General features: G+C 68.7%; 15 protein-coding genes and 1 pseudogene. 11 read left to right on the top strand and 5 right to left on the bottom strand.

Annotated features, from left to right (window positions below):
- The first annotated feature begins 432 nt into the window (after positions 1-432).
- The gene (locus tag ABGB17_RS30840) at positions 433-1,668 is read left to right on the top strand and encodes a GH25 family lysozyme (RefSeq protein WP_347635981.1); all 1,236 of its coding nucleotides are present in this window, start codon (positions 433-435) and stop codon (positions 1,666-1,668) included.
- 27 nt (positions 1,669-1,695) lie between these two features.
- Complete coding sequence (locus tag ABGB17_RS30845) at positions 1,696-2,925, top strand: VCBS repeat-containing protein (protein ID WP_347635984.1); 1,230 nt, start codon at positions 1,696-1,698, stop codon at positions 2,923-2,925.
- A gap of 182 nt (positions 2,926-3,107) precedes the next feature.
- On the opposite strand, the gene ABGB17_RS30850 is transcribed toward ABGB17_RS30845, so the two are convergent.
- The 3 genes from ABGB17_RS30850 to ABGB17_RS30860 all read right to left on the bottom strand — a co-directional run bounded on the left by ABGB17_RS30850 (position 3,108) and on the right by ABGB17_RS30860 (position 5,136).
- Positions 3,108-4,154: an aldehyde reductase gene (locus ABGB17_RS30850; RefSeq protein ID WP_347635988.1), complete on the bottom strand. Its 1,047-nt coding sequence runs from the start codon at positions 4,152-4,154 to the stop codon at positions 3,108-3,110.
- Positions 4,155-4,156: 2 nt separating this feature from the next.
- Positions 4,157-4,606 carry a MerR family transcriptional regulator gene (locus ABGB17_RS30855; RefSeq protein WP_347635991.1) on the bottom strand — a complete coding sequence of 150 codons (450 nt, stop codon included), beginning with the start codon at positions 4,604-4,606 and terminating at the stop codon, positions 4,157-4,159.
- A 140-nt stretch (positions 4,607-4,746) separates the two neighbouring features.
- Entirely contained in the window at positions 4,747-5,136 is a 390-nt protein-coding gene (locus tag ABGB17_RS30860; protein ID WP_347635995.1) for a hypothetical protein, read from the bottom strand.
- 162 nt (positions 5,137-5,298) lie between these two features.
- Between ABGB17_RS30860 and ABGB17_RS30865 the strand changes: the two genes are divergently transcribed.
- The 9 genes and pseudogenes from ABGB17_RS30865 to ABGB17_RS30905 all read left to right on the top strand — a co-directional run.
- Positions 5,299-6,483 carry a low temperature requirement protein A gene (locus ABGB17_RS30865; RefSeq protein WP_347635998.1) on the top strand — a complete coding sequence of 395 codons (1,185 nt, stop codon included), beginning with the start codon at positions 5,299-5,301 and terminating at the stop codon, positions 6,481-6,483.
- 229 nt (positions 6,484-6,712) lie between these two features.
- Positions 6,713-6,862, top strand: coding sequence for a hypothetical protein (locus tag ABGB17_RS30870; protein WP_347636002.1), 150 nt, complete (start codon positions 6,713-6,715; stop codon positions 6,860-6,862).
- Positions 6,859-7,089 carry a hypothetical protein gene (locus tag ABGB17_RS30875; RefSeq protein ID WP_347636004.1) on the top strand — a complete coding sequence of 77 codons (231 nt, stop codon included), beginning with the start codon at positions 6,859-6,861 and terminating at the stop codon, positions 7,087-7,089. Before ABGB17_RS30870 ends, ABGB17_RS30875 begins: the two co-directional genes overlap by 4 nt.
- A gap of 429 nt (positions 7,090-7,518) precedes the next feature.
- Positions 7,519-8,391, top strand: a complete 873-nt coding sequence (locus ABGB17_RS30880) for an RNA polymerase sigma-70 factor (RefSeq protein ID WP_347636007.1) — start codon at positions 7,519-7,521, stop codon at positions 8,389-8,391.
- 47 nt (positions 8,392-8,438) lie between these two features.
- Positions 8,439-9,122 carry a hypothetical protein gene (locus ABGB17_RS30885; RefSeq protein ID WP_347636010.1) on the top strand — a complete coding sequence of 228 codons (684 nt, stop codon included), beginning with the start codon at positions 8,439-8,441 and terminating at the stop codon, positions 9,120-9,122.
- Positions 9,123-9,313: 191 nt separating this feature from the next.
- Positions 9,314-10,066: an SDR family oxidoreductase gene (locus ABGB17_RS30890; protein WP_347636014.1), complete on the top strand. Its 753-nt coding sequence runs from the start codon at positions 9,314-9,316 to the stop codon at positions 10,064-10,066.
- Positions 10,067-10,075: 9 nt separating this feature from the next.
- A complete protein-coding gene (locus tag ABGB17_RS30895; RefSeq protein ID WP_347636017.1) occupies positions 10,076-10,486 on the top strand; it encodes a cupin domain-containing protein in 411 nt (136 codons plus the stop codon).
- Between the two features lie 131 nt (positions 10,487-10,617).
- On the top strand, positions 10,618-11,664 hold the full coding sequence (locus ABGB17_RS30900; protein ID WP_347636021.1) for a ferritin-like protein: 1,047 nt from the start codon (positions 10,618-10,620) through the stop codon (positions 11,662-11,664).
- A pseudogene (locus ABGB17_RS30905) lies at positions 11,627-12,014 on the top strand (transposase); the annotation flags it as partial. The gene ABGB17_RS30900 and the pseudogene ABGB17_RS30905, both read left to right, overlap by 38 nt.
- Positions 12,015-12,090: 76 nt before the next feature.
- On the opposite strand, the gene ABGB17_RS30910 reads toward ABGB17_RS30905, so the two are convergent.
- Both ABGB17_RS30910 and ABGB17_RS30915 read right to left on the bottom strand, forming a co-directional pair.
- Positions 12,091-13,476, bottom strand: a complete 1,386-nt coding sequence (locus ABGB17_RS30910; protein ID WP_347636023.1) for an MFS transporter — start codon at positions 13,474-13,476, stop codon at positions 12,091-12,093.
- Positions 13,477-13,556: 80 nt separating this feature from the next.
- Positions 13,557-14,798, bottom strand: a complete 1,242-nt coding sequence (locus tag ABGB17_RS30915; protein WP_347636026.1) for an NAD(P)/FAD-dependent oxidoreductase — start codon at positions 14,796-14,798, stop codon at positions 13,557-13,559.

Consider the following 14,798-nt stretch of genomic DNA (forward strand, 5'->3'; position numbering starts at 1 on the left):
ACGGAACAGCTCAAATGGCTGCCTTGCCGTCAGTCCCGCCCACCTCAGTTGACGAGCAACTAGCGTGTACGGATCCGCATAGTGTTGTACATCTCAGTTGACGGCGCGATCCACCTCAGCTTATGCTCACCGCGATACGGCAAACTAACGTTAATGGGATTCCGGTCGGGCAGGAAGTCTCGTGATGACGCTGCTCCAAGCACCTGCCGCCGAACAGGAACAGGTGGTCGAGCCGTCTCGACGCCATCAACCCCAGGATGGGCCGGCGCCCGTGAACGCGAGACAGGAGACGGATGGCAGATGCGACGAAGATCCAGATTCCTGACCGCTGCGACAGCGGTCATGGCGGCGCTTGCCGCGATGGCCACGCAGGCCTTACCCGCTGCCGCGGATTCAGCGAGTCCGTCCCCGAGTCAGTATCCGATCAAGGGCGTGGACGTCACCCACTACCAGCATCCCGATAACGCGAACGTGAACTGGTCGCAGGTCGCCGGCGCCGGAATACGTTTCGCGACACTCAAGGCGACCGAATCGACCACGTACACCGACCCGTGGTTCACCAGGGACATCGCTGCGGCGCGGGCGGCCGGGGTGCCGGTGGCGCCGTACCACTTCTATGTCGCGCGGAGCGCCAACACCGGCGCCGCGCAAGCCGACCATTTCATCTCGGTCGTGCGCGCCACCGGTTATACCGGAAAGCGGCCGGGCGATCTCCCCCCCGTCTTCGATTTCGAATGGGACTGGAAGACGGGAGCCTGCCCGGCATACGGAAGCGTGGCCGACGCCAAGGCGTTCCTGGACCGCGTTCAGGCGGCGTTCGGCGTCAGGCCGATCATCTATACCTCCCGCGGGTTCATGACGAGCTGCATGGGCAGCAGCACCGCACTCAGCTCGTACCCACTGCAGATCGCCGACTACGTGAGCGGGCACACCACCCCCGCACTGCCACCCGGGTGGACCACCTGGACGATGTGGCAGTACGCGAACAAAGGCTCCGTCGCCGGGATCCCCACCACCAACGTGACTCTGAACGTCTTCAACGGGACGCAGCGGCAGCTCGACGCACTCGCCAACAAAGGGCCGAATTCGGGAAGCATCGACGGTAATGGTTCGGCCGACATTTTGGCTCGGTATACGGATGGGACGTTGCATTGGTATCCGAACAAGGATGACGGTACGTTCTGGTCGGCGCGTGACCTCGGCCCTGCCCCGGGCTTCCAGCTCATGGCGATGGGTGACATCGACGGTAATGGTTACGCCGACATGCTGGCTCGGTATACGGATGGGACGTTGCATTGGTATCCGAACAAGGGTGACGGCACGTTCTGGTCGGCGCGTGACCTCGGCCCTGCCCCGGGCTTCCAGCTCATGGCGATGGGTGACATCGACGGTAATGGTTCGGCCGACATATTGGCTCGGTATACGGATGGGACGTTGCATTGGTATCCGAACAAGGGTGACGGCACGTTCTGGTCCGCGCGCGATCTCGGCCCTGCCCCGGGCTTCCAGCTCATGGCGATGGGTGACATCGACGGTAATGGTTCGGCCGACATATTGGCTCGGTATACGGATGGGACGTTGCATTGGTATCCGAACAAGGGTGACGGTACGTTCTGGTCCGCGCGCGATCTCGGCCCTGCCCCGGGCTTCCAGCTCATGGCTCTCTGATCGACCAGCACGAAAAAGGATACAGAAATGAACCGATCAGCCATCCGCCGCGCATTATCTCGAACTGTCGCCGTGTGCGCGGCGGTGTCGACCGCCATGGTGGCCCTCGTCGCCGCGGACGGGGCCGCCAGAACGAACCACGCCCATGCGGCGAGCTCACTCGACGGCCCTATCACCCGTTCCGAGGTTCTCGCACGCGCGCAGAACTGGGTGGACCGCGGTGTCCGCTACAACTTGACGCGTGCCTCCAGCACGCTCATCACCGACGTGGACGGGGCGCACAGGTACGGCCCCGACTGTTCCGGGCTGGTCTCCATGGCCTGGCACATCAGCGCGAACTCCGGCAAGGGTGGAAACAGCACATCGGACTTCGCCAGTTGGACCGGCAAGATCTACCTGTCCAGCCTGCACGACCTCAAGCCGGGGGACGCCATTCTCAAGGACGGGCACATGGAGCTGTTCGCCCGGTGGAAGAACGACTCCGACCACAGCCAGGGCGCGTGGACGTACTCACTCAACGGCGGCGACGACCCTGACGGCGACGGCTGGCAGAACGACTGGGCCAAGGGCCCGGCCGCGAACTCCCACGGCCAGGTGGGTAGCGAGTCATGGTCGAGCATGCAGAACTACCGCCCGATCCGATACAAGAACATCGTCGATGGAGGTGGTGACGGAAGCCCCAGCATCGACGGTGATGGTTCGGCCGACATTTTGGCTCGGTATACGGATGGGACGTTGCATTGGTATCCGAACAAGGGTGACGGTACGTTCTGGTCGGCGCGTGATCTCGGTCCTGCTCCGGGTTTTCAGTTGATGGCGATGGGTGATATCGACGGTGATGGTTCGGCCGATATTTTGGCTCGGTATACGGATGGGACGTTGCATTGGTATCCGAACAAGGGTGACGGTACGTTCTGGTCGGCGCGTGATCTCGGTCCTGCTCCGGGTTTTCAGTTGATGGCGATGGGTGATATCGACGGTGATGGTTCGGCCGATATTTTGGCTCGGTATACGGATGGGACGTTGCATTGGTATCCGAACAAGGGTGACGGCACGTTCTGGTCGGCGCGTGATCTCGGTCCTGCTCCGGGTTTTCAGTTGATGGCGATGGGTGATATCGACGGTGATGGTTCGGCCGACATTTTGGCTCGGTATACGGATGGGACGTTGCATTGGTATCCGAACAAGGGTGACGGCACGTTCTGGTCCGCGCGTGACCTTGGCCCTGCTCCGGGATTCCAGCTCATGGCCCTCTGATTGAGCGACACCGATCGTCCAGCCCGTTCTCCAGGGCTGGGCGATCGTCTTTCTCCGAGGACCCGACCCCGGCCAGACCGCCGCACACGTCAACAGCATTCCATCGATGTGTTCGCCGTCCGCTGCGCGGCGACAGGGGGTCAAGTCGGGTGGGCCGTGCTCCGGGCGGTTCGCCTGCCGGTTCAGGTTGTCAGGAGCTTCAGGCGGATGAGGCTTTCCGCGGTCTCGACGATCGTGGTCTCCGGGTCGCGGCCCGCCCACCCGAGGACCTCGCGGGCCTTGTCGGTACGCAGGACGGGAATCCTGCCCAGTTGGCTGAGTGTCTCCCGCAGCGCTGGGTTGGTTCTGGCTGCCTCGCGTACCTGGTCGGGCGTGAGCTCCCGCGCCGGCACCTTCGCCGCGGCCGTGCCCAGGTGCTCGGCCAGTATCCGGGCCAACTGGAGGAAGCTGATCGCCTCGCCGCTGCCGGCCAGGAACCGCTGGCCGGCGGCGGCCGGATGCCTCATGGCCCGCACGTGGATATCGGCGACGTCGCGTACGTCCACCACGCCGAAGTACATCGGGGGGACGACCGGCATGCTGCCCTCGAGCATCGCCTTGACGAGGCCCGTCGAGGTGGACAGATGTGGTCCGAGCAACGGGCCGAAGATCCCGCTGGGGTTGATCACCGCCAGTTCGAGACCGCCGCCTTCCGCGTCGACGAAGTCCCACGCCGCCCGTTCGGCTATGGTCTTCGACTTGATGTACGGGGTGTTGTCGTCGGTGGGATCGGTCCAGTCCCTCTCGTCGTAGTCGCTGCCGGGTTTGCGGCTGTAGCCCACCGCGGCGAACGACGAGGTGAGCACCACACGCTTCACCCCGGCGTCGCGTGCCGCCCGCATCACGCGCAGCGCGCCGTCGCGCGCGGGAACGATCACCTCGTCAGGGTCGTCCGGCTGGGCCGCCGGAAACGGCGACGCGACGTGCAGGACGTAGGTGCACCCCGCCACGGCGTCAGCCCAGCCACGGTCGGCGGACAGATCGGCGCTGACGATCTCCAACCGGTCGCCGGCATCGGCCACCATCGCCCGCACGTCGGCTCCCCGGCTGAGCGATCGGACGGTGGTACGCACCCGGTGCCTCTCTTCGAGCAGGCGACGGATCACATGCGAGCCCACGTAACCGCTGCCGCCCGTCACCAGCACAAGACCGTTGTCCATGGTTGATTGCTGTGTCATGTCGTTTCCCATCGTCATTGCATGTCCGAGATGACCGGCATGATGGCCGTGACAGCGCGGTACTCCGCCTCGGCGTCCCCGCGCTCTCGCGCGCTCCAGAGGTCGGCCTTGAGCTGCAGGTACCGCATCCGCACTCGCATGCGCTCGATCTCCTCAGCGAGGCGCTCGGCGTTGCGCTGAAACACCTCACGTAGCCGCGCCGCATCTGTTGTCTCCAGGTGCTGGAGGTACGCGCGCATGTCCTGCAGGCTCATCCCGCTCGACCGCAGGCAACCGAGCGCCTCGATCGTCTCCACGACGGCCGGACCGTAGCGCCGGTGACCACTGCTTTCGTCCCGCTCGACCGCGCTGATCAGCCCGATTTTCTCGTAGTACCGCAGTGTCGGTTCCGACAGCCCACTCAGCCTGGACACCTCCTGGATCGTCATATGGGAGGTGTCGCCGATCTTGCCCGTCGCCGCCATGGGTCCAGTCTCCGAAACTTGAAGCGCTTCAAGTCAAGGCGCGCGGCAGTGGCACCGGGGAACCGAGATCACGGTCGACGCCGAACGCTTCCGCAGGCCCTGGCCTCGGAGGAAGGGCTGGCACGCCGCCTTGGCAGCGATCAGCGAGCCGCTGTCGCCGCGAACGCGTAGTCCCAGAGCCGGTTCGCGGCGGCCGGGTCCATCGACCAGGCCGCGACGCCTACGGTCGCGTCCGGACCACCCGGCACCAGCTCAGCCTCCTGATTGTCTGAGGAGAAGTCCCGGCCGGTCACGCCGTCCAGCAGCGGGGACCCGGCGAGCAGCGCCGACGTGGCCGCGCCCTGCTCCGGACTCGTGAAGAAGTCCGGGGTCAGCAGATTCCCCTCATCGTCCATCGCGCCCATCGCCCGCATGGTGGCCTGATCGACATGCCGCTGCAGGTTGGTGTGGATGTAGCCGGGCTCGAGCGCGTTCGCGGCGATGCCGTCGGCGGCCCAGCGCCGTGCTCGTTGTGATCTGATGCCGAGCATCGTCGCAGCGTAGACACCGGCGTTTGGCCGACGCGATCCGGCCCGGGGTCGAGGAGTGGCCTCCCGGCTTGTGACGGCCACCGCGACGAGCTGTCACAGATCGCGACGCCGTCCTGTCTTTTCTTGCGAACCGGACGCCGCAAGAGCGACAGGAGCGTGAGCGTGCCCTCAACCAGGACCACCATCCGGATCCGGGTCAGGATGAGCTCGCGGCCCGTCGACGAGCCGCATCGCGCGTCGAGCCAGCTCGAGCTCCTCTTCGATCTCACCTTCGTGGTCGCGGTCGCGGCCATCACGGCGCAGTTCGCGCACGCCATCGCTGAAGGTCATGGCCTGGCCGGGCTGGTCCCGTTCCTCCAGGTGTTCTTCGCGATCTGGTGGGCGTGGATGAACTTCACCTGGTTCGCCTCGTCCTACGACACCGACGACGTTCCCTACCGGCTGCTGACCATGGTGCAGATGGCGGGGGTGCTGGTCCTCGCCGCAGGCGTGCCCGCCGCGGTCGGCCACTCCGACTACGGGATCATCACCCTGGGCTACCTCATCATGAGGATCGGGCTTGTGGCCCAATGGCTGAGGGCCGCGTTCGACGACCCGGCGAGCCGCCGTACGGGGCTCCGCTACGCCACGGGCATAGGTCTGGTCGAGTTCGGCTGGTTGCTCCGGCTCGCTCTCGTGGAGGCGGGCCTCCTGCCGGCGTCACTCCAACTGCCGTTCTTCGCCTGCCTGGTCGTCCTGGAACTGGCGGTGCCGTGGTGGGCGGAGCGGGTCACGGCAACCACCTGGCACCCGCACCACATCGCCGAGCGCTACGGCCTGTTCACGATCATCCTGCTGGGCGAGAGTGTCCTGGCCGCGAGCAGAGGGGTGGAAGGGGCGCTCGAAGCGGGTCCCCTCGTCGTCATCGCCGGATCCGGTCTCGTCCTGCTGTTCGCTCTGTGGTGGCTCTACTTCCTGGTCGAGGCAGGGGAGGGGCTCAGCGACCGGCGTCATCGGTCGTACTGGTGGGGGTACGGCCACTTCGGCATCTTCGCCGCGCTGGCGGCTCTTGGCGCCGGGCTCGAGGTGGCGGTGGAGCAGAGCGGGCACCAGGTGGCGGCATCGCCGATGACGATCAGCTACGCGGTCGCCATCCCGGTCGGGGTGTATCTCATCCTGCTCCGGGCGGTGCACGGGCTGGTCGACGCGGACTCCGTCATCCCCCGCACTGCCGTGGCGGGGTGCGTCGGCGCCGTCGTGTTGTCGCCGCTCGCGGCGCCGTGGATCGGGGTGGCCGCCGTGGTCGCGCTGATCGCGACCGCCTGCGTCGCGCTGGTCGCCGTCGCCATCTGGGCGGCACGTGGCTGAAGGAGCATCACGCACGCATCAGAGAACAGAACAGCCACGTCCGTCCTGGTCATCGGGACCGGAGAGGCCGGGCCGCGGGCGGCCATCGAATCCCGCCGAGATCGCGGCGCTCATGCGCGAGGACTCGACCGTGGGAGATCTCGTCGAGTAGCCGGATCTTGTCACAGGTGCCGGGGCTGTCCTGTCTTAGCTGGCGATCGGGCCACGTCACTGAACGGGGGAGGTCGTCGTGACCGCGTCGGCGATGGTCGCCCGGTTCGAGCAGCTCGACCAGCCCGGCCGGGCGCCTCTGTCGTGGTCGCGGCGCGCCGGCCGGATCGCCGTCCGGCTGATCCACGCGGTCAGCAGGCCGGCCGTACAACCCATGGAGGAGACATGAGCACCCCGAACGGTGAGGCCGAGTTCCTGTACGAGCTCCACGCCGAGATCGAGGAGGAGCTGACCATCGCCGAGGCCAGCCACCTGGAGGAAGAGATGGGGCAGCCGGTCACCGAGTGGCTGTACGACCCGACGGACGTCGAGCGCGAGAAGATCGCTCTGCGGGGGCTGCGCGACGCGGTCGAGGTGCTGGAGGACGGCTCGCGGCCGGGTGACGACGTTGCCTGAGCCGCGGATCGACACGCTCGCCGGCCTTCGCGAGCACCTGCAGTGCGCGACCGAGCGGGAGCACGCGACGCCGCCGTACCGCGCTGTACTCCCTCGCTTCATGGAGCTGAAGCTCGGCCGCCGCTACCGGCGCGGGCCCCTGAGTCCGGGCCCACCGGTGAGAAGCTCTCGGTGGATCTCACCGGGGTGTCCCTCCTGACGCCGTCGGCATCTCCGCGCAGCAGGTGGGCGAGCTGTGCATCCACGCCACCTTCTGGAGCCGCGGCGCTCGCACGCGCTCGGGGCCTCCCTGCCCGACGCCGTGACAGGGACTATCCTCGAAGGTGCCGACCACGCGCGAGGCTGACGAACCTTTGCCCAGGCCAGCGGGGAATCGATGTGGGGCACATGAACGCGGAATCCCCGGAACAGGCGAACGCTCTCGATCGAGTGGCATCCGCCTTCATCGAGCTGCGCCCGCGGCTGTTCGGCATCGCGTACCGGATGCTCGGCAGCGCGGCCGAGGCCGAGGACATCGTCCAGGAGGTGTGGCTGCGCTGGCAGGACACCGACCGCGAGACCATCGAGAACCCGCCGGCCTTCCTGGCGCTGGTCACCACCCGGCTGGCCATCAATCTGGCCCAGTCGGCGCGCGTGCGGCGCGAATCCTACATCGGCCCCTGGCTGCCGGAACCCGTCGACACCAGCCTTGACCCCACCGTCGGCGCGGAACGGGGCGAAGCGCTGGAGCTGGCCGTCCTGCTGCTGATGGAAAGGCTCAATCCCATCGAGCGCGCCGCGTACGTCCTGCGCGAGGCCTTCGACTACCCCTACCCGCAGATCGCGGAGATCCTCCGGCTCACCCCGGTCAACGTCAGGCAGATCGTGAGCCGCGCCCGCAAGCGCATGACCGCTGTACGGCACGAGCCCATCGACAGGGGTGAGCACCGACGCCTGCTGGAGACCTTCCTCGACGCCGCCCAGACGGGAAACGTCGGCGCCCTGGAGAAGCTCTTCGCCGCCGACGTCGTCAGTTCCTCCGACGGCGACGGCATCAGGGGATCGGCGAAGTTCCCCGTGCTGGGCAGCGAGCGGGTGGCCAGGTTCGTGGCCGCGTTCTCGCCGCGGTTCTGGCCGGGCGCCGCCATCACGTGGGTCGAGATGAACGGCCTGCCGGGTGTGCTCGTCAACCGGGACGGCACCGGCGTCGCCCTGCTCGCCGTCGAGGCCTCCAGGGAGGGAATCCACCACCTGCTGTGGATACTCAACCCGATCAAGATCGAGGCCTTCGAGCGGTCTCGTAGCCGCTTTGTCACAACGTAACGGGCTATCCGGTCTTACTTGCCAACCCCCGAAGGAGGCGGCAGCCCATGACCGAGGCGGGCGCCGAGTCGCTGGCGGAGATGCTCGACGAACGGCAGCGCCTGCTCGAGATCGCCCTGTGGATGTTCGGCTCGGACACCACGGCCGACCACATCGTCCAGGAGACCTATCGCCGCTGGTACGCCCTCGACCAGGAGGAACGCGCCGCCATCGCGGCGCCGCGCGCCTGGCTGACGCGGACAGCGGGAAGCATCTGCCTGGAGCTCCTCGCCCGCCCCGAAACCGACCCTGACCACATGCCCGGCGGCCCGGTGACCCCGTCCCGACCCGTGCCGGTTCCGGCCTCGTACCAGGTCCGGTATGGCCAGGCGATGCTCGCCAGGCACGACCGGGTGGCTCGCAGGTTCGCCGCAGCCTGCCAGGCGGGCGACACCGAGGTGCTGCGGGAGGTCCTGGCCGCCGACGCGATCGTCGTCAGCGATGGCGGCGGCAAGGTGCGCGTCGCGGTACGGCCGTCCTACGGCGTGGACGCGGTCGCACAGGTTGTCACGGCGCTGCTGATCGACCAGCCCGGAACCGATCTGGCGATCGGATCGGTGAACGGCAGGGCAGGGCTCGTGCTGCGGCGGGCGGGCAAGGCCGTGGCGGTGGTCAGCGTGAGCGTGGCCGGAGCCGAGGTCACGGCGGTGTGGATCGTCCTCAACCCCGACAAACTCCAGCGTTGGCACTGAAGGGCATGCCGGTGAACGACCGGACCCTTTCCCCGGACCACGACTACATCGGGGCGGAGTCCAAGCCGCTCTACTCCACCAGGCAGGTCGTCCTCGAACACGAGCCGCCTGTCACAACTGAGGGGGCTGCCTTGTCTTAGCTGGTGACCGGGGCGCACACGAGCGGCCCGGAAGACAGAAGGGGGCTGGTAATGAAGATCGTGGTCATAGGCGGCACGGGGCTCATCGGGTCGAAGCTGGTGAAGAGGCTCGGCGAGCACGGCCACGAGGCCGTGGCCGCCTCGCCGAACACCGGCGTCAACACGCTGACCGGCGAGGGCCTGGCCGAGGTGCTGAAGGGCGCTCAGGTGGTGATCGACGTGTCGAACTCGCCCTCGTTCGAGCGCGAGGCCGTCATGAAGTTCTTCCAGACATCCACGGGCAACCTGCTGGCGGCGGAGGCGGCGGCGGGCGTGGGCCACCACGTCGCGGTGTCGATCGTGGGTACCGAGCGGATGCCGGACAACGGCTACTTCGCGGCGAAGATCGCCCAGGAGAAGCTGATCGAGAAGTCGGGCGTCCCGTTCTCGCTGGTGCACTCCACCCAGTTCTTCGAGTTCGCCCGCGGCATCGCCGACGAGGCCACAGTCGACGGCAAGGTGCACATCGCTCCGGTGCTGTTCCAGCCGATCGCGGGCGACGACGTGGCCCAGGCGGTCGGCAGGACCGCGGTGGGGACGCCGCTGAACGGCCGGATCGAGATCGCCGGACCGACCCAGTACACGATGGACGAGTTCTTCCGCGAGGCGCTGGCCGCCTGGGGCGACACCCGCGAGGTCGTCACCGACCCGCAGGCGCGCTACTTCGGCGGCGTGCTCGGCGAGCGGTCGCTGGTGCCCGGTGACGGCGCGCAGCTCGGCACCATCACCTACAAAGACTGGCTCGACCAGTCCACCGCGAAGTAGGGCCGGGCCATGGACAAGCCGCGATCGACCGCGTGGCAGACGGCGCTGACCGTGCTGCAGGAGGCGCAGCCGCCGTTCATCCCCGAGGGCGCGCACGGGATGACGGTGGTGATCGAGTACCCGCCCGGAGACCCGGGCGCGCCTCCGCACCGCCACTCCGGTCCCGCCTTCGGCGTCGTGCTCGAGGGCGAGATGCTGATGGAGCTGGAAGGGGAGCCCGAGCGGGTGATCCGGGCCGGCGAGGCGTTCTGGGAGCCGGGTGGCGACGTCATCCACTACCAGGACGGCAACAACCGCGACGACGTCCCCCTCCGGTTCACGGTCACCATGCTGTGCGAGCCGGGCACGCCCATGTTCACGCTGGTGGAAGAGACCGAGCTGGCCCAGCGCAAGGACCGCCGCGCGCCGCGCCCGTCCTGAACCCGCGAAGTACCGACAGCGTGACGGCACCGGCTGCCGTCATCGCTGCCTGATCCCAGGATCGAACCAGGCCGCCGGCCCACCGGCCGGCGGTCCGATCCGCCATGCCGACAACTCGGGGTATGACACGAATGAACCACGAACGACCGGTTCGGATCGACACGCTCGACAGCCTCCGCGAGCACCTGCAGTGGGCGATCGAGTTGGAGCACGCGACGCTGCCGCCGTACCTGACGGCGCTGTACTCGCTGGATCCGGAGCGTAACCCGGCGGCGGTGGAGGTGGTGAGCGGCGTCTTCGTGGAGGAGATGCTGCATCTGGCGCTGGCGGCGAACCTGCTCAACGCCGTCGGCGGCACGCCGCGCCTGGACATGCCGCAGATGCTGCCGCCGCACCCGCGCAAGCTGCCGCACAGCGATCTGGAGGTGTCGCTGGTGCCGTTCGGGCCGGAGGCGCTGGAGATGTTCCTGCGCCTGGAGCATCCGGCGGCGCCGGGCGCGCCGCCGGAGGACGACGGTTACGAGACGATCGGGCAGTTCTACGCGGCGATCGAGCAGGGGTTGCGCTACCTGTGCGACACGCTCGGCGAGAAGGAGGTCTTCCGCGGCGACCCGGCCCGGCAGGTGAGCGGCGCCCGCTTCCGTCACACTGCCGGATCACTGTTCGCCGTCGAGGACCTGGAGTCCGCGCTCGGCGCGCTCAAGGAGATCGTCGAGCAGGGGGAAGGCAACGCCGGCGGCGAGGTCTGGGACGGTGACCAGGATGTCTTCCACCCCGAGCGGGACGAGGTCGCCCACTACTACCGCTTCCAGGAGCTCAAGCTCGGCCGCCGCTACCAGCGGGGCGACACCCCGAAATCCGGGCCCACGGGGGAGGAGCTCGTGCTCGACCCGGCCGGTGTGCTCCCGATGACACCCAACCCGCGGCCCGCCGAGCCGGGCACCGCCGTACGGGCCGCGCAGGATCTGTTCGACACCACCTACAGCACCCTGCTGAACCTGCTGGAACAGGCATTCAACGGCGACCCGAAGCGGCTCACGGACGCCACCCGCACCATGTTCCCGCTCAGGGCCCACGCGCAGGCCCTGATGGCGCTGCCCGGCGACGCCGGTCCCACCTTCGCCTACGTGCCGCGCGAAGCACGACAAGCACGAACGCTCCGGCAACGCGAGGGGTGACACCCGCGACGGCGGCCGGTCCACGACCGTTGTGACCGATGTCGGGGCCGGTGGAGATCACCGTGCCGCGTGACCGGGACGGCAGTTTCGAGCCGAAGATCGTGCGCAAGCGGCAGCGGCGGCTGCCGGGGGCCGATGAGATGGTCATCTCGCTGGCCGGTAAGGGGCTGACGACCGGCGACATCTCGGCGCATCTGGCCGAGGTGTACGGCGCGCAGGTGTCCAGGCAGGCCATCTCCACCATCACCGACAAGGTGCTGGAGCAGATGGCCGGGTGGCAGAACCGGCCGCTGGATGCGGTTCACCCGGTGATTTTCATCGACGCGATCCACATGAAGCTGCGCGAGGGCGTCCCCATCACACCATCTTTCCGGCGGCGCTGTGCGGAACCGACGCGGCGGATCGGGATGCCACTGCGGATGGGGTTCACCCGGAGGAGGCGGTGGGGCGGCTGAGGATGGGGGTGAGGGCCAGGCCGGCGAGGGAGAGGACTACGAGGAGCAGGACGGTTTCGTGGAACGCGTCGCCGTGCGGGGCTCTGGCCTCGTAGAAGGCGGCGATCCCGGCGATGCCGAGAGAGCCTCCGACGCGCTGGGCGACGTTGAACACCGTGGTGCCGTCGGCCATGTCCTCCTTGGTCAGGCCGTTCATCATGCCCATGATGATGGGCTGCAGGGTGAGCCCGAGCGCCACGCCGCGTCCGGCCAGCAGCGCGGCAAGCAGCCAGGGCGGGGTGGTGGCGGTGACCAGAAGCAGCAGCCCGGTGACCGCGGCGATCAGCAGCATCCCGCAGGCGACGGTGGTGCGCAGGCCACGGGCGGCGGCGAGGTTCTCCCCGAGGCCCGTGCACACACCCATGGCGATGCCCTGGGGCAGCAGGACCAGCCCGGCGGTCACCGGGGACAGGCCCTGCTCCTGCAGCAGGAAGACCGGGATCAGGAACATCACGGCGAAGAGCACGATTGAGGCCACCACCGAGACCAGCACGGCGACGCGGCTCCCGAGTGTCGACAGCAGGCCGAGGGCGAGGGCGGGGTGGCTGGTACGGCGGGCGTGCAGGACGTACCCTCCGAGCAGCGCGAGACCGGCCACCGCGGGCGCCCAGCCCCAGCGGGTGCCGCTGGTGATGAGCGAGGCGCCGTAGATGGCCGCCGTGGCGCCGAGGGCCAGCAGCACCAGCCCGACCAGGTCGAGCGGTCCGCGGTCGGCGTCGGTGCGGGGTGGGTCGGCGGGGAGCCGGCTCACGCCGAGCAGGCCGAACGCCACGAGCGGCACGTTGATCAGGAAGATGAGCCGCCATCCGCCCGCTGCGACGAGCAGCCCGCCGATGGTGGGGCCGAGCGCGGGGGCGAGGAAGAACAGCAGGCCGGCCACCATCGGGGGACGCGCCCCCCGTTCACGCTCGCCGCCGAACAGCAGGGTCAGCGCGAGGGGGATGAGCGGGGCGCTGGCGGACCCCTGCACCGCACGCAGGGCTATCAACGCCTCGATCCCGGGCGCGAGCCCGCAGGCGGCCGAGGACAGCGCGAAGGCGGCGAGCGCGATCATGTACAGCCGCCGGTTGCCGATCCGGCGGGCGAGCCACGCGGTGGCGGGAAGGCAGACGCCGATGCCCAGCAGGTACGCGCTGACGATCCAGCCGACGGTGGCGAGCGGCGCGTTCAGCTCCTGGCCGATCTCCGACACCGCGACGTTGACCGCGTTGGAGTCGACCATGGACGCGATGGGCCCGCACACCAGCCCGGCCATCACCAGCGGACCCGTCGGTCGCCGGTCGGCCACGCGGGGCTCTTGTTGCAGCACTTCAGACATGGGTCAGGAGCTCCTCACAGACGCGCGGCGAGCGGAACCGGACGGAGGCGCTCCCGGTGCGGACGTCCTCTTCGAGGAGTTCAGGCATAGGTCGGGGCCTCCTCACGGTCGCGCAGCAGGCCGAACTGGACGAATCTGTCCCGTACGGTGAAGCGGCGCACGCCGAGACCGGACATGTTGTAGGTGATGATCGTCTGGAGCCGGTGGTTGTGCTGGTTGCGGCGCAGCATGTGCCGGCCGACGACGCGTATGCGCCAGGAGGTGTCGGTGAAGAGCATCGCCAGGTTGTGGCTGAGCCGGGAGACGTAGTCGATGGCCGGCCGCCGGATCGCGTCGTAGCGGCCGAGCGCGGCGTCCACCGACTCCTGCGTGAGTTCCCCGGCGTCGGTGAGGTTCTCGGCGAGCGTCCAGGCGTCGGCGATGGCGGCGTTCATGCCCTGCCCGGCCATGGGGTGGACGCAGTGGGCGGCGTCGCCGGTCAGCGCGAAGCCCGGCGTCACCCAGCGGGCGGCGTTGTACCGGTAGGCCGCCACCACCTGGGCGTCGTGCGCGCTCGCACGCAGCGGCTCCGCCACCTCGGCGAGCGCGGGGACCCGGCGGAGCATGTCGTCGGTCCAGGCGGCCAGCTCGGGCCGGCGTACCCCTCCGGCGGGCACCTGAGCGTACAGCCGGGCACGGCCGGCGGGCATGGGGAACAGCAGGCGCAGCCCGTCCCGGGTCAGGTGCGCGGCGATGTCCGGGCCGAGCCCGGGGTCGGCGAGGTCGTAACCGACGAGCTGATGCCCGTACGGCGTGCGTCGCACCTCGATGCCGGCCTGGGTGCGCAGCCGGGACCCCGACCCGTCGCAGGCCACGACGAGCGCGGCGGTGACCTCCTCGCGCTTCCGGCCCGCCACGACGGCGACCCCGCGGACCCGCCCGGAGCCGTCGCGGAGCAGTTCGTCGGCGCGCGCGCCGTACCGTACCTCGGCGTCGAGTCCGGCGGTCACCGTGCCCTTGATGGCGGCGTAGGTGTGCACCAGGCAGTACCGGTACGGGTCGTCGAGGCCTCGATAGTCCAGCGCGCCGATCTCCTCGCCCTTCTCGGTACGGCAGCTCAGCCGCTCGGCGGTCAGGGCGCCCGCAGCGCGCAGCCCGTCGAGGGCGCCCAGGGTGCCGAGGATGTGCAGGGACCGGGGCTGGAGGAGCTCGCCCTTGTGCACCTGCGGCACATGCCGTTGTTTCTCCAGCACCAGCACGCGGCGTCCCTGCCGCCCGAGGGCGCGGGCGAGGGTCAGGCCGCCGATCCCCCCGCCGCAGACGATGACGTCGTAGTCCGGCAT

Source organism: Sphaerisporangium sp. B11E5 (assembly GCF_039871875.1).
In the GTDB taxonomy this organism is placed as follows: Bacteria; Actinomycetota; Actinomycetes; order Streptosporangiales; family Streptosporangiaceae; genus Sphaerisporangium.